The organism is Streptomyces sp. NPDC052012 (genome assembly GCF_040689265.1).
Taxonomy (GTDB): domain Bacteria; phylum Actinomycetota; class Actinomycetes; order Streptomycetales; family Streptomycetaceae; genus Streptomyces.
On sequence record NZ_JBFAXA010000011.1, the window covers coordinates 73,925 to 95,872 of the forward strand.

Annotated in this window: 16 protein-coding genes; 11 read left to right on the forward strand and 5 right to left on the reverse strand. The window is 72.6% G+C overall.

The annotated features are described in order from the left end of the window. Positions 1-108 precede the first annotated feature (108 nt). Positions 109-1,707, forward strand: coding sequence for a FadD3 family acyl-CoA ligase (locus AB0412_RS19575; RefSeq protein ID WP_366403934.1), 1,599 nt, complete (start codon positions 109-111; stop codon positions 1,705-1,707). Between the two features lie 86 nt (positions 1,708-1,793). On the opposite strand, the gene AB0412_RS19580 is transcribed toward AB0412_RS19575, so the two are convergent. Next, entirely contained in the window at positions 1,794-1,982 is a 189-nt protein-coding gene (locus AB0412_RS19580; RefSeq protein ID WP_366403827.1) for a hypothetical protein, read from the reverse strand. Between the two features lie 220 nt (positions 1,983-2,202). After that, on the reverse strand, positions 2,203-5,160 hold the full coding sequence (locus AB0412_RS19585; protein WP_366403828.1) for a BTAD domain-containing putative transcriptional regulator: 2,958 nt from the start codon (positions 5,158-5,160) through the stop codon (positions 2,203-2,205). Positions 5,161-5,360: 200 nt separating this feature from the next. Here AB0412_RS19585 and AB0412_RS19590 point away from each other — a divergent pair, with 200 nt between their 5' ends. From AB0412_RS19590 to AB0412_RS19615, 6 genes are all read left to right on the forward strand, one after another. Continuing rightward, positions 5,361-6,605: an amidohydrolase family protein gene (locus AB0412_RS19590; protein ID WP_366403829.1), complete on the forward strand. Its 1,245-nt coding sequence runs from the start codon at positions 5,361-5,363 to the stop codon at positions 6,603-6,605. Between the two features lie 5 nt (positions 6,606-6,610). Then, the gene (locus AB0412_RS19595; RefSeq protein ID WP_366403935.1) at positions 6,611-7,534 is read left to right on the forward strand and encodes a TIGR03619 family F420-dependent LLM class oxidoreductase; all 924 of its coding nucleotides are present in this window, start codon (positions 6,611-6,613) and stop codon (positions 7,532-7,534) included. 4 nt (positions 7,535-7,538) lie between these two features. Beyond that, positions 7,539-8,306, forward strand: coding sequence for an SDR family oxidoreductase (locus tag AB0412_RS19600; protein WP_366403830.1), 768 nt, complete (start codon positions 7,539-7,541; stop codon positions 8,304-8,306). A 97-nt stretch (positions 8,307-8,403) separates the two neighbouring features. Beyond that, positions 8,404-9,522: an LLM class flavin-dependent oxidoreductase gene (locus AB0412_RS19605; RefSeq protein WP_366403831.1), complete on the forward strand. Its 1,119-nt coding sequence runs from the start codon at positions 8,404-8,406 to the stop codon at positions 9,520-9,522. 72 nt (positions 9,523-9,594) lie between these two features. Then, positions 9,595-11,328, forward strand: a complete 1,734-nt coding sequence (locus AB0412_RS19610; protein ID WP_366403832.1) for a D-aminoacylase — start codon at positions 9,595-9,597, stop codon at positions 11,326-11,328. Continuing rightward, entirely contained in the window at positions 11,325-12,785 is a 1,461-nt protein-coding gene (locus AB0412_RS19615; RefSeq protein ID WP_366403833.1) for an aldehyde dehydrogenase family protein, read from the forward strand. The genes AB0412_RS19610 and AB0412_RS19615 overlap by 4 nt, the downstream gene beginning before the upstream one ends. A gap of 19 nt (positions 12,786-12,804) precedes the next feature. Here AB0412_RS19615 and AB0412_RS19620 read toward each other — a convergent pair whose 3' ends face one another. Beyond that, a complete protein-coding gene (locus AB0412_RS19620; RefSeq protein ID WP_366403834.1) occupies positions 12,805-13,197 on the reverse strand; it encodes a nitroreductase/quinone reductase family protein in 393 nt (130 codons plus the stop codon). A gap of 12 nt (positions 13,198-13,209) precedes the next feature. Then, positions 13,210-14,727: a CehA/McbA family metallohydrolase gene (locus AB0412_RS19625; protein ID WP_366403835.1), complete on the reverse strand. Its 1,518-nt coding sequence runs from the start codon at positions 14,725-14,727 to the stop codon at positions 13,210-13,212. A gap of 137 nt (positions 14,728-14,864) precedes the next feature. Here AB0412_RS19625 and AB0412_RS19630 point away from each other — a divergent pair, with 137 nt between their 5' ends. The 3 genes from AB0412_RS19630 to AB0412_RS19640 all read left to right on the forward strand — a co-directional run bounded on the left by AB0412_RS19630 (position 14,865) and on the right by AB0412_RS19640 (position 19,107). Continuing rightward, complete coding sequence (locus AB0412_RS19630; protein WP_366403836.1) at positions 14,865-15,710, forward strand: LLM class F420-dependent oxidoreductase; 846 nt, start codon at positions 14,865-14,867, stop codon at positions 15,708-15,710. Positions 15,711-15,868: 158 nt separating this feature from the next. Further along, complete coding sequence (locus tag AB0412_RS19635) at positions 15,869-18,460, forward strand: bifunctional FO biosynthesis protein CofGH (protein WP_366403837.1); 2,592 nt, start codon at positions 15,869-15,871, stop codon at positions 18,458-18,460. Positions 18,461-18,546: 86 nt separating this feature from the next. Continuing rightward, positions 18,547-19,107 carry a hypothetical protein gene (locus AB0412_RS19640; protein WP_366403838.1) on the forward strand — a complete coding sequence of 187 codons (561 nt, stop codon included), beginning with the start codon at positions 18,547-18,549 and terminating at the stop codon, positions 19,105-19,107. 23 nt (positions 19,108-19,130) lie between these two features. Here the strand turns inward: AB0412_RS19640 and AB0412_RS19645 are convergent, their stop codons facing one another. Beyond that, positions 19,131-19,637, reverse strand: a complete 507-nt coding sequence (locus AB0412_RS19645; protein ID WP_366403839.1) for a DUF2165 domain-containing protein — start codon at positions 19,635-19,637, stop codon at positions 19,131-19,133. 122 nt (positions 19,638-19,759) lie between these two features. Here AB0412_RS19645 and AB0412_RS19650 point away from each other — a divergent pair. Beyond that, positions 19,760-21,948, forward strand: a 2,189-nt coding sequence (locus AB0412_RS19650) for a hypothetical protein (protein ID WP_366403936.1), incomplete at its 3' end; no start/stop codon positions are given.

Genomic DNA, 21,948 nt, shown 5'->3' on the forward strand with positions numbered 1-21,948 from the left:
GGGTCTCCCTCGCTGTCCGGCGGTGGCTGACGGCCCGTCAGATTACAGCTAATCTGACGGAGAGTCAGCTACCCGGTAGTGGTGATGGAGGCGGACGCCGTGGACGACATGACCGTGCGCTCGATTCCGGAGTTGGTCCGCTCGGCGGCGGAGCGGTACGCGGACACGGAGGCGGTCGTGGACGGCCGTACCCGCATCTCGTACGCCGAACTGGGCGCGCGAGTGGACCGCGCGGCGGCGGCGTGCATGGCGAACGGCGGGGTACGGCCCGGCGACCGCGTGGCGATCTGGGCGCCCAACTCCCTGGACTGGATCGTCGCGGCCCTGGGCGCGGTGTCGGCGGGCGCGGTCCTGGTCCCGCTGAACACCCGCTTCAAGGGCACGGAGGCGGTGGACGTCCTGCGCAGGAGCGGGGCGAGGCTGCTGTTCGTGACGGGAACGTTCCTGGGGACGTCGTACGTGGCGTCGTTGCGGCGGGCGCTGGCGGGGGAGGCGGGGGGCGGGGGCCTGCCGGCCTTGCAGCGGGTGGTGGTCCTGTCGGAGGACGCCCCGGAGGAGTTCGTGACCTGGACGGACTTTCTGGCGAGCGGGGAGGGGGAGGCGGAGGTCCGGGCGCGGGCGTCGACGCTGGGCGAAGGGTCCCTGTCGGACCTGATGTACACGTCGGGGACGACGGGCCGCCCGAGGGGCGTGCTGATCACCCACGGCCAGACCCTGCGGGCGTTCCAGACCTGGGCGACCCTGGCGGGCCTGCGCGGCGGCGACCGCTATTTGCTCGCGAACCCCTTCTTCCACACGTTCGGCTACAAGGCGGGCGTGCTGGCCTGCCTGATGCGGGGCGCGACGATGATTCCCCAGCCGGTCTTCGACGCGACGGCGACCCTGGCGCACATCGCGACGGAGCGAGTGACGGTCCTCCCGGGCCCTCCGACCCTCCTCGAATCTCTCGTGAACCACCCGGAGAGAACGTCCTACGACCTGACCTCCCTCCGCATGACGGTGACGGGCGCGGCGGTGATCCCGGACGGCCTGGTGGGACGCCTGCGGCGGGACCTGGGCATGGAAACGGTCCTGACCGCGTACGGCCTCTCGGAGGCGACCGGCATCGTCACCATGTGCCGCCGGGAGGACGAGGACACGGTGATCGCAACGACCTCGGGCCGCGCGATCCCCGGCACGGAGGTCCGGGTGGTGGCCCCGAGCGGCTCCCCGGTCGGCCCCGGGGTGAAGGGCGAGATCCAGGTCCGCGGCTTCAACGTCATGCGGGGCTACTACGACGACGAGCCGGCCACGCGGGAGGCCATGACTGACGACGGCTGGCTCCGCACGGGCGACGTAGGCGTACTGGACCCCACCGGCAACCTGCGCATCACGGACCGCCTGAAGGACATGTACATCGTCGGCGGCTTCAACGCGTACCCGGCGGAGACAGAGCGACTGCTCCGCCGCCACCCGGACATCACGGACGCAGCGGTGATCGGCGTCCCGGACCCCCGCCTGGGCGAGGTGGGAAGGGCGTACGTGGTCAGACGCGCGGGCGCGGCACTGACCCCCGACGACGTGATCGCCTGGTCCCGCCGGGAAATGGCGAACTACAAGGTCCCGAGGTCGGTGGAGTTCGTGGGCGAGCTGCCGAGAAACGCGAGCGGGAAGGTGCTGAAGGGCGAACTGCGGAAGCGTGAGAGCGCGCCCAGCGCTGATCAGTGACCGTCGGGCCGCCCGCTTCTCCACACGCCTCGACCGCGGCGGCTCCCCCTCCGCGCCGCCGCGGTCGGTCCCCGTGAGGTGTGGGCCTACTTGGTCGGCTTGAAGGGCTCCGACGTGGCGTGGATGTCCTTGGTCTCCAGGGGCTCGTCGGTCGCGTGGATGTCGCCCTGCGTCGTCGCCTCACCCTCGGCCTTCTTCGGGGCCGCGGACTCGGTGTTGGCCGGCTCCGACGTGGCGTGGATGTCCTCGGGCTTGACGGTCTGCTCGTCGCTCATGGTGTGCTCTCCGCTCGAAGTGATCTCGGCTCGGACGTAGTTGGCGGGGCCCGCCCGGTCACTCCCCCGAGGATGACCGGACGGGCCGTTCGGCCGCTCAAACCCTAGTTCGCAGGCTCACGGCCTCTCGCGGCGACCCGTCTGCCCCCCGACGCGACGGATCGACTGAGAAGAGAATGGCGGGGGGCGATAAACGAATGATGAACGGCGTGGCGAGTTGTCAGGCCGCGGTGACAGGGTTGAGCAGTTCCCGCACGGTGGAGGCCTCGGGTGAGCCCAACTCCTCGTAGATCTCCAGGGCGTCCTGCCAGCACACCTGTGCGCGGCCGATCTGCCCGATGCCGGTGAGGGCGTGCCCGAGAACGGTCAGGACGTTCCCTCGCCGCCACTCGCCACCGATGCCCCGCAGGACGGTCAGCGCCATTTCCGCGTTGCTGGCGGCCTGCCCGAAGCGCCGGGCGGCGATGTCGACCTCGGCGAGGCGGAACAGCGTCATGCCCTCCCAGAGCCGTTGCCGGCTCTCCCGGAAGACGCCCAGGGCCTCCATGAGCCGTTCGGCCGCCTCGTCGAGACCGCCGCTCTGGGTGAGAGCCATGCCCAGCGCGTACCGACCGTTGGCACCGCGCATGGAGTTGCCCATCGCGTCGTAGATGGCGATGCCCTCCTGTGCGAGTGCCACGGCGCTCTGGGTGCGTCCGGTGGCCAGGTGGATCCGCGAGAGGTTGCACAGGGCGCTGGCCTCGCCCGGGCGGTCGCCCAACGCCCGGAAGTGCTCGATGGCTTGGGAGAGGTGGGCCTCACCGTCCGCGTTGCGGCTCTGATACAGCGCGATGACGCCTCTGGCGTTGTGGGCCCAGCACACGGGCAGGATGTCAACGGCTTCGTGGGCCAGCCGAATGACTTGCTCGGCTTCTCGATCAGCCATGTCGAACCGGCCACCGTCCAGGTGTGCGTGCGCCAAGGTCATCAGTGCCCGCGCCTCGACCTGGGGCACACCGAAGCGCTGGGCCGCCTCCAGCAGCGCCCCCGCCGTCGCCTCGTACTCCCTGGGGTTCGCCCCCGACTCCGAGATGTCGAGAGCGGCCCACAGAAGGTCGATGGCCTTGCGCAGTGTGTCCTGGCTGCTCACGGACTGACGGGCGTGGGCCAGGAGGCAGTTGGCCTCGGTGTACAACCAGTCGCGTGCGCTGTCGCGGTCGGTGAAGCCCAGACCGGGGTGCTCGGGTACCGCCAAGTGGTCCACCAGCCGATCCCCCGGCCGCTCGATCGCGTAGACCCCCGCCGCGGTCGCCAGATAGAAGTCCAGCAACCTCGACATCGCCGCCTCACGCTCGCTGGGCGGCCACTCGTCCCTCTCCGCGCACGCACGCGCGTAGAGGCGGACCAGGTCGTGGAAGCGGTAGCGGCCCGGGGCCGCTGATTCCAGCAGGGACGTGTCGACCAGGGATTCCAGCAGGTCCTCCGTGTCCTCCGGCGGGAGGTCGAGGACCGCTGCCGCTGCCGCCAGGGAGATGTCCGGGCCGTCGGCCAGGCCCAGGAGGCGGAAGGCTCGGGCCTGGGCGGGTTCCAGCTGGCCGTAACCCAGTTCGAAGGTGGCCTTCACCGCGAGGTCGCCCGCCTGGAGTTCGTCCAGGCGGCGGCGTTCGTCGGCCAGCTTCGCCGCCAGGACCGAGACCGTCCAGGTGCGGCGTGCCGCCAGGCGGGACGCCGCGATACGGATCGCCAGCGGGAGGAAGCCGCACGCCGCGACCACGTCCAGCGCCGCCTCCCGTTCCGACGCCACCCGTTCCTCGCCCACGATCTTCGTGAAGAGCGCAAGGGCCTCCTCCGGGGACATCACGTCCAGGTCGACCAAGTGCGCGCCCGCCAGGTCGACCATCCGGACCCGGGACGTCACCAGCGCCGCGCAGCCCTCCGTGCCCGGCAGCAGCGGGCGCACCTGCGCCGCGTCCCGCGCGTTGTCCAGCAGGACCAGCACCCTGCGGCCGTCCAGGACCGAGCGGTACAGGGCCGCCCGTTCCTCCAGCGTGTCCGGGATCGCCGAGTCCGCCGTGCCGAGGGCCCTCAGGAAGGAGCCCAGGACCGTCTCCGGTTCCGCCGCCCTCGCGCCGGCGCCCTGCAGGTCCACGTACAGCTGGCCGTCGGGGAAGGCCGAGCGGGCCTGGTGCGCCACGTGCACCGCCAACGTCGTCTTGCCCACGCCGCCGATACCCGCCAGCGCCGACACCGCCATCACCCGGCCCTCCGCCGACGCGAGGATCTCGCCGAGTTCGCGGACGAAGGAGGCCCGCCCCGTGAAGTCGGGGACGGAAGCGGGGAGTTGTGCCGGGCGTACCCGCGTGGTCGACGGTTCCGCCGCCGGGGCGGAGGGCTCCGCCAGCGCCGGGTCCGCGCGCAGCACCCGCTGCTGGAGTTCCCGCAGCTCCGGGCGCGGATCCACGCCCAGCTCCTCCGCCAGCAGGCGCCGCGTGTCCGCGTACACCGCCAGCGCCTCCGCCTGGCGGCCACTGCGGTACAGCGCCAGCATCAGCAGTTCGCGCAGGCGTTCACGGAGCGGGTGGGCCGCCGTCAGGGCCGTCAGCTCCGACACCGCCTCCGCGTGGCAGCCCTGCTCCAGGTCCATGTCCAGGCGGGACTCCAGCAGTTGCAGGCGCCATTCCTCGAGCCTGACGCGCTGCGCCTCCGCGTACGGGCCCGGCACGCCGGCCAGCGTCTCGCCGTCCCACAGCGCCAGCGCCCGCCGCAGCACCTCCCGCGCGTGGCACAGGTCCCCGGCCGACCTCGCCTTCTCCGCCTCCGTCGCCAGATCCTGGGCCCTCGCCAGGTCCAGCGCGTCCTCGCCCAGCCCGCGCACCGCGTAGCCGCCGGACTCGCTGACCAGCACCCCCGGGTCGAGCACCTTCCGCAGCCGGGAGGCGTACGTCCGGACCGCCGCCAGTGCCTGCGACGGCGGCTCATCGCCCCACAGGGCGTCGATCAGCTCGGCCGCCGTGGCCGTACGGCCCTCGCGCAGCAGCAGGGCGGCGAGCAGGGCGCGTTGCTGAGGGCTGCCGGTGGCGAGGGGCACGTCGTCGCGCCATGCGCGCACCGGGCCGAGCACACTGAAGCGCAGCGCCGCGGTCTCCGCCGAGGAGCCGGACCCCCGCCGCTGCTCCGGCACTCGCGGTACACCGTCCATGCAGCCGTCCCCCTATGCGTCCTGAGCAACCAAGCCAGTTTGCCTTGTTCACGGCAGATGCGTCAGCCGTGCGAGACGCCGATCACAGGACGGGGGGCCAGGTCCACACAGGGTCCACACCGTCCTCGCGCACATCCGCACACATCACGTCACTCCTCGAATAGCTGACGCTCCGTCAGATCGGCGCTACGGTGACCGGCATGGAGACCACCGACACGGCGTTCCCCCTGATCATCTCGGTCGACGACCACACCGTCGAACCCCCCGACGTCTGGCAGGACCGCCTCCCGAAGAAGTACCTCGACACCGGCCCCCGCATCGTCCGCGCCCCGCTCAAGGAGATGACCTTCCTCGGCGGACGCTTCAAGCCCGTCATGGGAACCCCCGGCAGCGACCCGGACGCCCCGCTCGGCGACTGGTGGGTCTACGAGGACCTGCACCGGCCGCTCACCCGCCTCGACACCGCCGTCGGCTGCGACCGGGACGAGATCAGGCTGGAGGTGATCACCTACGAGCAGATGCGCCCGGGCTCCTACGACGTCCCCGCCCGCCTCGCCGACATGGACGTCAACCACGTCCAGTCCGCCCTGTGCTTCCCCACCTTCCCCCGCTTCTGCGGGCAGACCTTCACCGAGGCCGCCGACCGGGAGCTCGCCCTGCTCTGCGTGCGCGCCTACAACGACTGGATGGTGGAGGAGTGGTGCGGTCCGCAGGCCCAGGGGCGGCTCATACCCCTCACCCTCATCCCCCTCTGGGACGCCGAGCTGGCGGCGCGGGAAGTACGGCGCAACGCCGAACGCGGCGTCCGCGCCGTCGCCTTCTCCGAGATACCCCCGCATCTCGGCCTCCCCTCCGTCCACACCGACGACTGGGACCCCTTCCTCGCCGCCTGCGACGAGACCGGCACCGTCATCGCCATGCACATCGGCTCCAGCAGCCGGATGCCCTCCACCTCCGCCGACGCCCCGCCCGCCGTCGGCTCCACGATCACCTTCGCCAACTGCTGCTTCTCCCTGGTCGACTGGCTGATGAGCGGCAAGTTCGAACGGTTCCCGCGCCTGAAGGTCATGTACGCCGAAGGGCAGATCGGGTGGATCCCGTACATCCTGGAGCGCGCCGACACCGTGTGGGAGGAGAACCGCGGCTGGGGCGGCGTCGCCGACAAGGTGCACCGGCCGCCGTCCGAGCTGTTCGCCGAGCACGTCCACGGCTGCTTCTTCGACGACGCCTTCGGGCTCCGCAACCTCGACGCCATCGGCGCCGGCAACGTCCTCTACGAGACCGACTACCCCCACTCCGACTCCACCTGGCCCAAGTCCCGCGAGGTCGGCGAGGCGCAGATGGGCCACCTGGACCCGGCCACGGTCGAACGGATCGTCCGCCGCAACGCCATCGACCTGCTCGGCCTCACCCCCGAGGGTCTCTGGCCGGGCGGCGCGCGGTGAGCGGTCTGCGTTACGGCATCCAGCTCCCCGTCCAGTCGCAGAGCACCCTCTACGCCGAGACCTGGGAGGCCGACGCCGGCCCGGAGGACCTGCGCGAGATCGCCCGCGCCGCCGACCGGGCGGGCTTCGAGTACATCGCCTGCTGCGACCACATCGCCGTCCCGCACCGCCTCTCCGCCGCGATGAGCACGGTCTGGTACGACCCGGTCGCCACCCTCGCGTTCCTCGCCGCCGCCACCGACCGCGTACGGCTCCTGAGCCATGTCGCCGTCGTCGGGCTGCGCCACCCGCTGCTCAGCGCCAAGCAGTACGCCACCCTCGACCACCTCAGCGGCGGCCGGCTGATCCTGGGGGTGGGGGCCGGGCACGTGGCGGAGGAGTTCGAGGCGCTCGGGGTGGATTTCCGGCGGCGCGGGGCCGTGCTGGACGAGTGCGTGGACGCCCTGCGGGCCGCGCTCGGACCCGAGGAGTACCCCGAGCACCACGGCAAGCTGTACGACTTCGCCGGGCTCGGCCAGCGCCCCCGGCCCGCCCAGCCGCGCGTACCGCTGTGGGTGGGCGGCTCCTCACCGGCCGCCGTACGCCGGGCCGCGCTGAAGGGTGACGGCTGGCTTCCGCAGGGGGATCCGCGGGACCGGCTCCCCGCGCAGCTCGGGCGGATCCGCGACCTGCGGCGACGCGAGAAGCTCGACGGCCCCTTCACCATCGGCGCCATCACCGAGCCCCTGTACGTCGGCATCCCCGCCTGGCACGTCGGCCGCCGCACCCTCACCGGCGGCCCGCACGAGCTCGCCGAGTCGCTGCGGGCGTACCGCGCGATGGGGGTGGACCAGATCCAGGTGCGGTTCAGAAGCCGCAGCCGGGCCGAAGCCGTCGATCAGATCGCCGCGTTCGGGGCCGAGGTCGGTCCCCTGCTCACCGAGGAGTGACCACATGGGCAAGCTGGACGGACGGGTCGTGCTCGTCACGGGCGCGGCACGCGGGCAGGGCGAGCAGGAGGCGCGGCTGTTCGCGCAGGAGGGGGCGCGGGTCGTCGTCGCCGATGTGCTGGACGAGCCGGGGGAGGCGGTGGCCAAGGAGATCGGGGCGCGGTACGTCCATCTCGACGTGGGCCGCGAGGACGACTGGCAGGCGGCCCTCGCCGTCGTCCGGGAGACGTACGGGCGTATCGACGGGCTGGTCAACAACGCCGGCATCCTGCGCTTCAACTCCCTCCTCGACACCCCCCTGGACGAGTTCATGGAGGTCGTCCGGGTGAACCAGGTCGGCTGCTTCCTGGGGATCAGGACCGTCGGCCGGGAGATGGCGCAGGGCGGGACGATCGTCAACACGGCGTCGTACACCGGGCTGACCGGGATGGCGGCGGTGGGCGCGTACGCCGCCAGCAAGCACGCGATCCTCGGGCTCACGCGGGTGGCCGCGCTGGAGCTGGCCCGGCGGGGGATACGGGTCAACGCCGTGTGCCCGGGGGCCGTGGACACGCCGATGTCCCGTCCGGCGGCGGCAGGGGGAGCGGGCGGGGAGGAGGCGGCGCGGGCGATCGAGGGCTTCTATCGCCGGCTCGTGCCGCTGGGGCGGATGGGGAGGGCGGAGGAGGTGGCGCGCCTCGCCCTGTTCCTCAGCTGCGAGGACTCGTCGTACATCACCGGGCAGCCGTTCGTGATCGACGGGGGGTGGCTGGCGGGGGTGAGTGTCGTCTGACGTGCCATCAGCTATTGACGCTCCCAGGGGTGGGTGGAACAGTCGGAAGCGCTTATCTGACGTAGTGTCAGAAACTGTCGTAGGGCGGTGAACCCCCTTGGAATTCGGGATCTTCGTACAGGGATACGTGGGCAGACGCGCCGAGACCGACCCGCTCGCCGAGCACAAGGCGCTGATGGAGGAGACCGAGTACGTCATCGAGGCGGACCGGTGCGGATTCAAGTACGCGTGGGCCTCCGAGCACCACTTCCTGGAGGAGTACTCCCATCTCTCCGCCAACGACGTCTTCCTCGGCTACCTCGCGCACGCCACCGAGCGCATCCACCTCGGCTCCGGGATCTTCAACCCGCTCGCCCCGGTCAACCATCCGGTGAAGGTCGCCGAGAAGGTCGCCATGCTCGACCATCTCTCCGAGGGACGCTTCGAGTTCGGCAGCGGGCGCGGTGCCGGGTCGCACGAGATCCTCGGCTTCCTGCCCGGCATCACCGACATGAACCACACCAAGGAGCTGTGGGAAGAGACCATCGCCGAGTTCCCGAAGATGTGGCTCCAGGACGAGTACGCCGGCTTCCAGGGCAAGCACTGGTCGCTGCCGCCGAGGAAGGTGCTGCCCAAGCCGTACGGGAAGTCCCACCCCGCGATGTGGTACGCCGCCGGATCGCCGCCCTCGTACGCCATGGCCGCGCGCAAGGGGCTCGGCGTGCTCGGGTTCAGCGTGCAGAAGGTGTCCGACATGGAGTGGGTGCTGGAGCAGTACAAGTCGGTGATCGCGGACGCCGAGCCGGTGGGGGACTTCGTCAACGACAACGTGATGGTGACGACGACGGCGATCTGTGCGCCCACGCACGCGGAGGCGGTCCGGATCGCGGTGGCCGGCGGGCTGCACTATCTGCCGTCGCTCGTCTTCCGGTACCACGACACCTTTCCCCGGCCCGAGGGGTTCCCGGTGTGGCCGGAGACGTTGCCGGAGTACACGGAGGAGTTCATCGAGCTGATGATCCAGGACGAGCTGCTGATCTGCGGGGATCCGGACGAGGTGCTGCGGCAGTGCGAGCGGTGGGAGCGGGCCGGGGCGGATCAGCTGAGCTTCGGGTTGCCGGTGGGGGTGCCGCGGGAGGAGACGTTGCAGACGATTCGGCTGGTGGGGGAGTTCGTGATTCCGAAGATCGATACGGACCCTGTGCATCGGACAACTCGGTTCCGTCGATCCGCCTAGTCGCCGCGGGGGGTGCTGACACAGCCCCGCGCCCCTGGGTGGGTCAGCTCCCCCGAGTCCAGGAGGCAACCCATGCTTGATCACCTCATCAAGGGCGCTTCCGTCGTCGACGGGACCGGTGCCCCCGCCTACACCGCCGACGTCGGCATCCGCGAGGGTCGTATCGCCGTCGTCGGTCCCGCGCTCAGCGAACCCTCCCGCACCACCGAGGATGCCTCCGGGTTCGTCCTCACCCCGGGCTTCGTCGACCCCCACACCCACTACGACGCCCAGCTCTTCTGGGACCCCTACGCCACCCCCTCCCTCCATCACGGCGTCACCACCGTCGTCGCCGGGAACTGCGGGTTCACGCTCGCGCCGCTCAACCCGGCCCGCCCCGAGGACGCCGACTACACGCGGCGGATGATGGCCAAGGTCGAGGGGATGTCCCTGGTGGCGCTGGAGGAGGGCGCGCCCTGGGACTGGCACGGCTTCGGCGAGTACCTGGACGCGCTGGAGGGGCGGATCGCGGTCAACGCCGGGTTCATGGTGGGGCACTGCGCGCTGCGCCGGTATGTGATGGGGGCGGCGGCGATCGGAGGGCAGCCGACGGAGCAGCAGCTCGGGGCCATGCTTCAGCTGCTCCACGAGTCCATGGAGGCCGGTGCCTGGGGGTTGTCCACCACCCAGTCGTCCACGCACTCCGACGGCGACGGGCAGCCCGTCGCCTCCCGGCACGCACGGCCGGAGGAACTGCTGGCGCTGGCGCGGGCGGTCGGGGAGCACGAGGGGACGCAGATCGAGGCGATCGTGGCCGGGTGCCTCGACCAGTTCAGCGACGCCGAGATCGATCTCTTCGTGGAGATGAGCGCGGCGGCCGGGCGGCCCCTGAACTGGAACGTGCTCACCGTCGACGCCGCCGTTCCCGAGCGCGTGCCGCGTCAGCTGGAGGCCAGTGAGCGGGCGCGGAAGGCCGGCGGGCGGGTCGTCGCCCTCACCATGCCGATCCTCACCCCGATGAACATGTCGCTGGGCACCTTCTGCGCGCTGAACCTGATCCCCGGCTGGGGCCCGATCCTCGGTCTGCCGGTCCCCGAGCGGATCGAGAAGCTGCGCGATCCGGCCGTGCGCGCCGAGATGCTGCGCCGCGCCGGCTCCAAGGAAGCGGGCGTCTTCCGGCGGCTGGCGGACTTCGGGCGGTACGTCATCGGGGACACCTACAGCGCGGCCAACGCCGGGCTGACCGGGCGGGTCGTGCGGGACATCGCCCGGGAGCGGGGGCAGGACCCCTTCGCGTGCCTCGTCGAGATCTGCGCCAACGACGAGCTGCGCACCGTGCTGTGGCCCATGCCGCCCGACAACGACCCGGCCTCCTGGGCGCTGCGCGCCGAGACCTGGGGTCACGAGGACGTGCTGCTCGGCGGGTCCGACGCCGGTGCCCATCTGGACCGGATGTGCGGCGCCCCGTACACCACCCGCTTCCTCGGGGACTGTCTGCGCGGGCGCCGGCTCGTGGGCCTCGAGGCGGCCGTGAAGATGCTGACCGACGACCCGGCGCGGCTGTTCGGGCTGCGCGAGCGGGGGCGGATACGGGAGGGCCTGCATGCCGACCTCGTCCTGTTCGACCCGGAACGGATCGGCGCCGGCCCCGCCACCCTGGTGCACGACCTGCCGGGCGACAGTCCCCGGCTGGACTCCAGGGCGCTCGGCGTGCGGGCCGTGTGGGTCAACGGGGTCGAGGTGATCCGCGACGACGTGGTGACCGGGGCCGTGCCGGGCAAGGTGCTGCGCTCCGGGCGGGACACGGTGACCGTGAGGACGCGGTGAGCGCGGCCGGGGTGCCGCAGCGGCTGTTCATCGGCGGGCGCTGGGTCGAGCCGGACGGCGGGCACTACCCGGTGACCGACCCGGCGACCGAGGAGACGGCCGGCCGGGCGCCGGAGGCCTCGCGGGGCCAGGTGGACGCCGCGTGCGCCGCGGCCCGCGCGGCCTTCGGGGCGTGGTCGCGTACGGCACCGGAGGAGCGGGCGGTGATCCTGGCGCGGGCGGCGGACCTGATCCGCGAGCGGCTGGAACCGTACGCCGCGCTCGCGCAGGCGGAGACCGGCGCGACCACCGGCACCGCCCGCGGGATGCAGGTGGGCGTGGCCGCCGCACGGTTCCGGCGCTACGCGCGCGTGGAGCCCGCCGAGTGGGCGATCGCGCCGCAGCTCAACGAGGCGGGAGTCATGGGGCCCGCGTCCGTGCTGGGCGCCCTGGCCGTGCGGCAGCCGGTCGGCGTCGTCGCCTGCGTCACCTCGTACAACAACCCCTGGGCCAACGCGGCCGGGAAGGTCGCCCCGGCACTCGCGATGGGCAACACGGTGGTGGTGAAGCCGGCGCCGCAGGATCCGCTGTCGGTGTACCGGATGGCGGAGGCGTTGCAGGCGGCGGGGGTGCCGCCGGGGGTGGTGAACGTCGTCTCCGGGCGGTCCGTGGAGGTGGGCGAGGCGGCCGTGGCGTCGCCCGACGTCGACATGGTGAGCTTCACCGGCTCCACGGTGGTCGGGCAGCGCATCGCCGAGGTGTGCGGGCGGGCGATGAAGCGGCAGCTGATGGAGCTGGGCGGCAAGGGCGCGGCGCTCGTGTTCGACGACGCCGACCTCGCGGCGGCCGTGCGCGGCATCGGCACGACGTACTCCTTCTACAGCGGGCAGATCTGCACGGCGCCCACGCGGGTGCTGGCCCAACGGGGCGTGTACGAGCGGCTGGTGGAGCAGCTGGCGGCGTACGCGCGGCGGCTGCCGGTCGGGGATCCGCGGGAGCCGGGGACGGTCGTCGGGCCGGTGATCTCGGCGGAGCACCGGGAGCGGGTGGAGGCGTATGTCGCACTGGGGCGGAAGGAAGGGGCCACGGTCGTCGCCGGGGGCGAACGGCCTCCGTACGAGCGGGGTTTCTATGTCGCGCCGGCCCTCCTCGCCGACTGCGGCAACGACATGCGCGTGGCGCGGGAGGAGATCTTCGGGCCGGTGGTCGTCGTCATCCCCTTCGACGACGAGGACGAGGGTGTGGCGCTGGCCGACGACAGCGAGTACGGCCTGATCGACTACGTGTGGTCCGCGGACGTGGCCCGCGCCTTCCGGGTGGCGCGGCGGCTGCGCGCCGGCGGGGTCGGCATCAACACGGTGGGCCGGAACATGGAGGCCCCGTTCGGCGGGTTCCGCAGGAGCGGCGTCGGCCGGGACGTCGGCTCCTACGCCCTGCACGCCTACAGCGAGGTGCAGTCGATCGTCTGGCCGGGGTGAGTCGCCCGCCCGAGGGCCCTCAGACGTCCAGGTCGACCCGCACCGTCAGCAGCCCCGCCCCCACGGCCCGTACGACCGTGCTGTTGTAGCGGGGCAGGGTGCGCAGGCGGGCCACGGGGTCGTCGTCGGGCAGGAGGTGCGCGGTGCCGGTGTACCAGCGGCCCCGGATGCGCACCCGCACCCGGGGGTTCGCCTTGATGTTGCGGATGTACTGGGAGCGTTCGCCGAACTCCGACACCAGCCAGAAGGAGTCCCCGACCCGCCGCCCGCCGATCGGGGTGATCCGGGGCAGTCCCGAGACCCGGCCGGTGGTCTCCAGCGCGGCCTGGAACGGCAGCCGGCGCATGACCGGGTTGATGCGGCGCTGGAAGGCGGTGGCGGACCGGTACTTGCGTTCGGCGTCAGCAGTCATCGTGTGATGAGCCTACCGGGGCCGGTGGCCCAGGAAGATCGGGTTGGTGAACGCCGCCAGCGCGCCCGGCAGCGGCCCCGCCGCGGCCTCGTGCCGCAACTCCGCGCGCACGTACGCCGCGTAGGACGGCGTCGTCCGCCACTCGACCACGCCCGAGCCGGACACCGGCAACGGGGCGCTGGTGTGCAGCACGCCCTGGTCGGTGACGAGACGGACGGTGCAGCGGGGGGCGCCGGTGACCTCCAGGCGGACGGTGACCGGGGCGTCCCGGTCGGCCTCCAACCGCTCGCCGATGCCGGCGTGTTCACCGCGCCCGCCGGACGCGCCGAACGCCAGCGTGATGTTCCGGGACTCGGCGATGTACGAGCGGCCCGCGCGGATGCCCTCCTGGATGGCCCGCCGGGACAGCTCGTCGGCGAGGACGACCGTCTGCGGGCGGCCGACGGCATCGGGGTCGCGGTGCGCGTCGCTGCTGCCCATCGCCGGGATCCAGTCCCGGCCCTCCCGCACGGACGCCACCAGCATGCTGTCCCAGTCGGCGAGGGCCACCTCGTCGTCGGGCGTGTAGGGGCCGTTCCACACCTCGACGGCGTCCGCCTCGCCGAAGCCGAACTTCCAGTTGCAGCCGATGCAGGTGGCGTGCGGATGGGCGGGGACGACCAGGCCGCCCGCGCGGCGGATCTGGCGCGCGAAACGGCCGTAGCGGTTGTCGCGGGCCCGGTAGCGCCAGTCGACGAACGTCCCCGGATCCGTGCCGATCGCCACCACGTGCCCGTTTCTGGTCGTCACCTCCTCGCCCAGCATCACCAGCAGGTCGTCGCCCGCGGCCTCGGCCCAGTGGGGGTGCGCGGAGTGGGTGTTGTGCTCGGAGGAGTTGATGAAGTCCAGGCCGGCCGCGCGGGCCAGTGCCGCGATCTCGGCCGGGGTGCGGCGGCCGTCGGAGTACCAGGAGTGCAGATGGCAGTCGCCCCGGTACCAGCCGCGCCCGCGCCCCTTGATCCGCTCCGGCGGATACACCGGCTCCGGCGTCTCACCCGGCTCCCCGTACGTGAGCGTGACGGTGATCTCGTACGACAGCCCCTGCGGGGCCACGGTGTACGGGCCGAGCGCGATGTGCCAGGTGCCCTCCCGCACGGGCCCCGGGATGTAGCCGGGTGTGGCGTCGTCGGCGCGCACGAAGAACTCGGTGCGCGCCCCGCCCGACCAGCCGCGGAAGCCCCTGCCGCCCAGCTCGGTGCCGCGCTCGTCGAAGATGCCGATGTCGAGGGCGTTGCCGGTGGTGCCGGCCGGCACGGACGGCCGGTCGTAGGTGTAGGAGACCCTGATCTCGCGTACGCCGGACGGGACGTCGACGGGCACGTACACGAAGTCGGGCGCGCCCGGCTCCAGGGTGCCGCGCACCGTCCTCGTCTCCTGGCCGCCGTCGCGGCCCGCTGCCGAAGCGAAGCTCACGCTTCCCAACGTAAGCGCGGCGGCGGCGCCCGTCACGAACACGGCGCGTCTGCCGATACCCGTGTGTTCATCGCACATGTGGCTGCTCCCCAGGTGTCTACGACAGGACATGGGTGGTGCAGGGGTGGTGCGTGCAACCTTTGTATTGAGCAGTGAACTGCCGTGTAAGGGAAGGCGATCGACAATTTTCCGGCAGGTGCGGGTAAGGATGGTGCATGCGTATCGCTGTCACGATCTTCCTCACCGACGAGACCATCACCCCGATCCGGCTCGCCCGTGAGCTGGAGCAGCGGGGCTTCGCGGGGCTGTATCTGCCCGAGCACACCCACATCCCCGTGGAGCGGACCACGCCGTACCCGGCGGGCGGGGAGCTGCCGCGCGAGTACGGGCGCACCCTGGACCCGTTCGTCGCGCTCGGTCAGGCCGCCGCCGTCACCGAGCGGCTCGGGCTCGCCACCGGCATCACGCTCGCCGCTCAGCACGACCCGATCGACCTGGCCAAGCAGATCGCCACCCTGGACCACCTCTCCGGTGGCCGCTTCACGCTCGGCGTCGGCTTCGGGTGGAACGTCGAGGAGGCCGCCGACCACGGCGTCGAGTGGCGTACCCGGCGGGAGCTGGTACGGGACCGGATGGCGCTGATGCGGGCGCTGTGGGCGGAGGAACCGACCGCGTACGAGGGCGAGTTCGGCAGCGTCCGGGCCAGCTACGCGTACCCCAAGCCGGCGCAGAAGCCGCGCGGCCCGGTGACCGGCCCGCGCACACTCGTCGGCGGGGCGGCCGGCCCGAAACTGTTCGCCCACATCTGCGAGTACGCCGACGGATGGCTCCCGATCGGCGGACGGGGCCTGTCCGACTCCCTGCCCCGCCTGCGCACGGCCTGGGCGGACGCGGGCCGCGATCCCGAGTCCCTCCAGATCGTCCCGTACGCGGTCCACCCGACCCCGGGCAAGCTCGCCCACTTCGCAGGGCTGGGCATCGAGGAGGTGGTGGTCCAGCTGCCACCGGAGGGAGAGGCGGAGGTCCTGCGGAAGTTGGACGCATACGCCGAGCACTTGTAGACGAGGGGCTGCGGCAACCAACCCTCAGGGGCGCGGGGCTGTATCGATATGCGGCTCCACCGCGTGGGCGCGACCAGCCCCGACGCGCCCGCACCCGCCGACGCACCGCACTCACCGCCCCGGACCGCGCGGAAACAGACGCCCCATATGCTCGAAGGATGACGACTTCCGCGCCCCCCGGAACCGGCCAAGGTCCCACCGAGAACTCCCTCCGCCGCGCCCTCAAACGTGCGAGGGACGGCGTCTCCCTGGACGTCACCGAGGCCGCGGTCCTCCTCCAGGCGCGCGGTGAGCACCTGGAGGACCTGGCCGCCTCGGCCGCCCGGGTCCGGGACGCGGGCCTGGAGGCGGCCGGACGGCCCGGCGTCATCACGTACTCGAAGAGCGTCTTCATCCCGCTGACCCGGCTCTGCCGGGACAAGTGCCACTACTGCACCTTCGTCACCGTCCCCGGCAAGCTCCGCCGCGCCGGACACGGGATGTTCATGTCGCCGGACGAGGTGCTGGACATCGCCCGCAAGGGTGCCGCCCTCGGCTGCAAGGAAGCCCTCATCACCCTCGGCGACAAGCCGGAGGACCGCTGGCCGGAGGCGCGCGAGTGGCTCGACGCACACGGCTACGACGACACGATCGCCTACGTCCGTGCCATCTCCATCCGCATCCTGGAGGAGACCGGACTCCTCCCGCACCTCAATCCCGGGGTCATGACCTGGACCGACTTCCAGCGCCTGAAGCCGGTCGCGCCGTCCATGGGGATGATGCTGGAGACGACGGCGACCCGCCTGTGGTCCGAGCCCGGCGGCCCCCACTACGGCTCCCCGGACAAGGAACCGGCGGTACGCCTGCGCGTCCTGGAGGACGCCGGCCGCTCCTCGGTGCCCTTCACCTCCGGCATCCTCATCGGCATCGGCGAGACCTACGAGGAGCGCGCGGAGTCGCTGTTCGCGCTGCGGAAGATCTCCCGCGCCCACCACGGCATCCAGGAGCTGATCATCCAGAACTTCCGCGCCAAGCCGGACACCGCGATGCGCGGGATGCCGGACGCGGAACTGGACGAACTGGTCGCCACGGTCGCCGTCGCCCGGCACGTCCTCGGCCCGTCCGCCTGTCTCCAGGCGCCGCCGAACCTGGTCGACGCCGAGTACGAGCGTCTCATCGGCGCCGGGATCGACGACTGGGGCGGCATCTCCCCGCTCACCATCGACCACGTGAACCCCGAGCGGCCCTGGCCGCAGATCGAGGAACTCACCGAGAGGTCCCGTGCCGCCGGTTTCGAGCTGCGCGAACGCCTCTGCGTCTACCCCGAGTTCGTACGGCGCGGCGAGCCCTGGCTGGACCCGCGGCTGCGCCCGCACGTGGCGGCGCTCGCCGACCCGGCCACGGGTCTGGCCCGCCCCGACGCGCTGCTGGAGGGGCTGCCCTGGCAGGAGCCGGACGAGGCGTTCACCGCCACCGGCCGCACCGACCTGCACCGCACCATCGACACCGAGGGCCGCACTTCCGACCGCCGCGACGACTTCGACGAGGTCTACGGCGACTGGGACGCCCTGCGCGAGGCCGCCGCCCCCGGGATGGTCCCGGAGCGCATCGACACCGACGTGCGCGAGGCCCTGCGCACGGCGGCCGACGACCCGACGAAGCTGACCGACGCGGAGGCGCTGGCCTTGCTGCACGCCGACGGGCCCGCCCTGGACGCCCTGTGCGGGGTCGCGGACGACGTCCGCAAGTCGGCCGTCGGCGACGACGTGACGTACATCGTCACCCGCAACATCAACTTCACCAACGTCTGCTACACCGGCTGCCGCTTCTGCGCCTTCGCGCAGCGCCGCACCGACGCCGACGCGTACACACTGTCGCTGGAGCAGGTGGCGGACCGCGCCCAGCAGGCGTGGGACGTGGGCGCGGTGGAGGTGTGCATGCAGGGCGGCATCCACCCGGACCTGCCCGGCACGGCGTACTTCGACATAGCGAAGGCGGTCAAGACGCGCGTCCCCGGCATGCACGTGCACGCCTTCTCGCCGATGGAGGTCGTCAACGGCGCGACCCGCACCGGCCTGTCCGTCCGCGAGTGGCTCACCGCGGCCAAGGAAGCCGGCCTGGACACCATCCCGGGGACCGCGGCGGAGATCCTGGACGACGAGGTCCGCTGGATCCTCACCAAGGGCAAGCTGCCGGCGGCGACCTGGATCGAGGTCGTCGAGACGGCGCACGAGCTGGGCATCCGCTCGTCCTCGACGATGATGTACGGGCACGTCGACCAGCCCCGGCACTGGCTGGGGCACCTGCGGACGCTGGCGTCGATCCAGCAGCGCACGGGCGGCTTCACGGAGTTCGTGACGCTGCCGTTCGTGCACACCAACGCGCCGGTCTACCTGGCCGGGATCGCCCGCCCGGGCCCGACGGTCCGCGACAACCGTGCGGTGACGGCGATGGCCCGCCTCCTCCTCCACCCGCACATCCCCAACATCCAGACAAGCTGGGTGAAACTGGGCGCCGAGGGTGCCGCGGAGATGCTCCGCTCCGGGGCGAACGACCTGGGCGGCACGCTGATGGAGGAGACGATCTCCCGCATGGCGGGCTCCTCCTACGGTTCCTACAAGTCGGTCAAGGACCTCATCGCGGTGGCGGAGGCGGCCGGCCGTCCGGCGCGGCCCCGCACGACGCTGTACGGAGAGGTCCCTCAGGAGCGTCGGCGGGCGGCCGAGGCCTCGGACGGGCACCTGCCGGAACTGCTTCCGGTACTGGACTGAGAGGGCCGCGACCGGGCTGGCAGTAGGATGATCCGACCCCCGCTGTCGGGGGTCGGAACTCCGCCCGACCGAGGAGATGCGTACCGGTGCCTGCCCGTCTTCCCTCGTGGGCCTGGGTGACCGGGCTGACCACGGGGGCGATCGCCGTGGTGGCCGTCATGGCCGTACAGGCGGACCAGGGGACCAAGCCCACCGCGTCCGCGAGCCGGCCCAGCGCGTCGGCGACGGCCGACGCGAAGCCGTCGGCCAAGCCCCGGCAGCCGCCCGCGGTACCGGCCGACTCCGGCACCGGCCGCCGTATCGTCTACTCCCTCGGCGACCATCGCGTCTGGCTCGTCGACGCGAGCGACGCCGCGCGCCGCTCCTTCACGGTGTGGCCGGGCACGGTCTCCCCGGACCCCGGCACCTACACGATCGGCACCCGCACGCAGGCCACCACCGGCAGCGACGGCGTGCAGGTCGAGCACGTCATCTACTTCGCCGCCAAGTCCGGCACCTCCATCGCGTTCTCCAACGCGGTCGACGGCTCCTCGCCCCCGCCGGCCGCCTCCGGCACCAGGACCGGCGGCATCCGCGTGAGCAAGAACGACGGCAAGGCGCTGTGGACCTTCGGCACGGCGGGGACGACGGTGCGGGTGGTGGAGTAGCCCGCCGGCCGAGTGCGCCGAGGTCACTCGGAACGACGCTCGTCCTGCCCCGGCAGATGGTTCACCAGCAGGACCATGCCGCTGAGGACGAACACCCGGGTGGCCGCGTCCAGGCCGTTCCAGTCCTCCGACTGCCACATCGCGAACCACTCGCCGCCGATCGCGAGGAAGCCGGCGCCGAAGAGGAGCATGACCATCAGCAGGCCGTAGGTGGAGACGCGGCGGGCTCGGGGGTGGTCGTGGCGGATCCACAGCCAGGTGCCGTACAGGAGGACCAGCGCCGCGGCCGTCTCCCAGGCGATGATCGCCACGTACGCCGCGTCCTGGAGCCCTTCGTTCGTGATCGCGCGCCACATCAGGTCGTCGTCCTTGAAGGTCGTGTCCATGGCCAGGACATGCCGGACGAACTCCTGGTTCGTCCCGAAGTCCGTGATGTTGCCGAAGGCGACCAGCGCCATGTAGAGGGCGACGGATGCGGTGAGCAGGGTCGCGGCCAGGGGCAGCGCCCCGCGAGCGGTAGGGGTGGGCATGTCACCTTCCCTTCCCGTGTACGCCCTCACCTCAATCCCCGTGCGCGTGCTGTGGGTCAGAATGGGGCTGTTCAAGTTCCCGGTGCGGAAGGGACGTTCGGGTGGCGGACGCACGGCTGTCGATGCAGCAGCTGATCCAGCGGCGCAGGCGCGCCGGACTCGTCGCCCGCAGCGCCGAACGCGACCTGTTCCGGGCGAACTTCGACACCCCGCCCGAGGACGAGCGCCACCGCTTCCTGTTCCACGTGCACGGCAACGCGGGCGTCGGAAAGACCTTCCTCATCCGCGAGTTCGAGCAGATCGCCCGCGAACGGGGCGCGCTCACGGCGTACGTCGACGAGAGCGCGGGCAGCGTGCCGGAGGCGCTGTCGGTGGTGTGCCGGCAGTTCGCGGCGCAGGGCCGCCGGCTCAAGGAGCTCGACCGCCTCCTCGTCGCCCACCGCGAGCGGCGGCACGAGGCGGAGACCGCCGCCCTCGCCGCACTCGACCCCGCGCCCGGCGCCGGCGCCCCGTCCGCCGGAAGCATGGCCGTGGCCCGCGCCGGACTCGCCAGGCTGGGCCTCGTCCCCGGCGTCGGCGCCTTCGCCGGCGTCCTCGACCCCACCCAGCTCGCCCAGGGCGCCGACCGGCTGCGCACCGGCCTCAGCGCACGCTTCCGCAGCCACGAGGACGTCCAGCTCGTCCTCGCCCCCGAGAGCGTCCTCACCCCGGTCCTGACGCACGAGCTGCGCGAGGCCGCCTCCGCGGCGCCGTGGATCGTCCTGTTCTTCGACACGTACGAGCGCACCGCCCCCTTCCTGGACGGCTGGCTGCACGACGTCATGACCACCGACCGCCACGGCACCCTGCCCGCCACGACCGTCGTCGTCACCGCCGGGCAGCGCCCCCTCGAGCCGACCCGCTGGGCGGGCTTCGCCGACTTCACCACCGCCCTGCTCCTCGAGCCCTTCACGGAGGCGGAGGCGCGCGGCCTGCTCGCCGACCGGGGCGTCACCGCGGAACCCGTGATCCGGGAGGTCCTCCGGCTCACCGGCGGCCTCCCCGTCCTCGTCTCCACCCTCGCCGGCACCCGGCCCACCGTTCCCGACGAGGTGGACGACCCCAGCGCCACGGCCGTCGAGCGGTTCCTGAAGTGGGAACCGGACCAGGTCCGCAGGGCCGCCGCCCTCGCCGGGGCCCTGCCGCGCTGGCTCGACGCCGACGTCTTCCGGGCGGCGGCCGACTGCGACCCCGCTCAGCTCGACGAGCTGTACGCCTGGGTCGGCACGCTGCCCTTCACCGACGAACGCGCGGGCCGGCTCCGCTACCACGACGTCGTGCGCGCGCCGATGCTCCGCCTGCAACGCCGCCGCTCCCCGCGCGGCTGGGCGGAACGCCACCGGCGGCTGGCCGAGCTGTTCCGGCAGTGGCGTGAGGAGACCGAGGCCGCGGGGCGGGGCGCCGGACACCTGTGGACGGACGAGGAGTGGCGTGAGCTGCGGCTCGCCGAGTCCTACCACCGGCTGTGCGGTCGCGAGCCCGGGGCACTGCCGGACTTCCTGAGCGATCTCGTGGACGCCTGCGACGAAGGGGAACCGGTCGCGGGCCGGTGGGTCCAGACGCTGTGGGACGCGGCCCGCGACGCGGAACTGACCGGGGCGGCCGGATGGGGGCAGCGTCTGACGCTCGCCTTCACGGCGGGCGGCACGGAAGCGGTCCTGGAGGAGCTGCTGAGGGGCTCGGGCACCACGTTCGCTCCCCTGCCGCAGCCCGGAGGGGCGACGTACGGCCCCACCCCCGTGCTGCCGCCCGGCGCCGGCGACCCGTACGGCACACCGGCGGCCCCCCGGCCGCAGCGGTCGGCCGAGCCCCCGGACCCGACCAGCCCCTACCCGCCGACGCCGCCGGCACAGCCCGGCACGGCCACCCGCGTCCCCTTCCTGAGACGCCGGCGCAACCCCACCCCACCCCGGACGCCCCACCCCGCCACCGCGTCCACGACTCCCCCCGACGACCGGACCCCGGACACGGCCGGCCCCCCGTGGCCCCGCCCGTCGGACGGCCCGGGCCCGATCCCGGGGGGACCGCCTGCGGCGGGCGAGGAGGCGGACAGGGAGGGGACCCAGGGCACGCGCGTGCCGTGGGGGCCGTCTGCGGCGGATGCCACGGGTCCGATCCCGGGGGGTCCGCTTGCGGCGGGCGAGGAGGCGGACAGGGAGGGGACCCAGGGCACGCGTGTGCCGTGGGGGCCGTCTGCGGCGGATGCCACGGGTCCGATCCCGGGGGGTCCGCTTGCGGCGGGCGAGGAGGCGGACAGGGAGGGGACCCAGGG

Bases quoted from the DNA above. Each gene is read 5' to 3' on its own strand.
- AB0412_RS19575 (WP_366403934.1), top strand. From the start codon at position 109: ATGACCGTGCGCTCGATTCCGGAGTTGGTCCGCTCGGCGGCGGAGCGG.
- AB0412_RS19580 (WP_366403827.1), bottom strand. From the start codon at position 1,982: ATGAGCGACGAGCAGACCGTCAAGCCCGAGGACATCCACGCCACGTCG.
- AB0412_RS19585 (WP_366403828.1), bottom strand. From the start codon at position 5,160: ATGGACGGTGTACCGCGAGTGCCGGAGCAGCGGCGGGGGTCCGGCTCC.
- AB0412_RS19590 (WP_366403829.1), top strand. From the start codon at position 5,361: ATGGAGACCACCGACACGGCGTTCCCCCTGATCATCTCGGTCGACGAC.
- AB0412_RS19600 (WP_366403830.1), top strand. From the start codon at position 7,539: ATGGGCAAGCTGGACGGACGGGTCGTGCTCGTCACGGGCGCGGCACGC.
- AB0412_RS19610 (WP_366403832.1), top strand. From the start codon at position 9,595: ATGCTTGATCACCTCATCAAGGGCGCTTCCGTCGTCGACGGGACCGGT.
- AB0412_RS19620 (WP_366403834.1), bottom strand. From the start codon at position 13,197: ATGACTGCTGACGCCGAACGCAAGTACCGGTCCGCCACCGCCTTCCAG.
- AB0412_RS19625 (WP_366403835.1), bottom strand. From the start codon at position 14,727: ATGTGCGATGAACACACGGGTATCGGCAGACGCGCCGTGTTCGTGACG.
- AB0412_RS19630 (WP_366403836.1), top strand. From the start codon at position 14,865: ATGCGTATCGCTGTCACGATCTTCCTCACCGACGAGACCATCACCCCG.
- AB0412_RS19635 (WP_366403837.1), top strand. From the start codon at position 15,869: ATGACGACTTCCGCGCCCCCCGGAACCGGCCAAGGTCCCACCGAGAAC.
- AB0412_RS19645 (WP_366403839.1), bottom strand. From the start codon at position 19,637: ATGCCCACCCCTACCGCTCGCGGGGCGCTGCCCCTGGCCGCGACCCTG.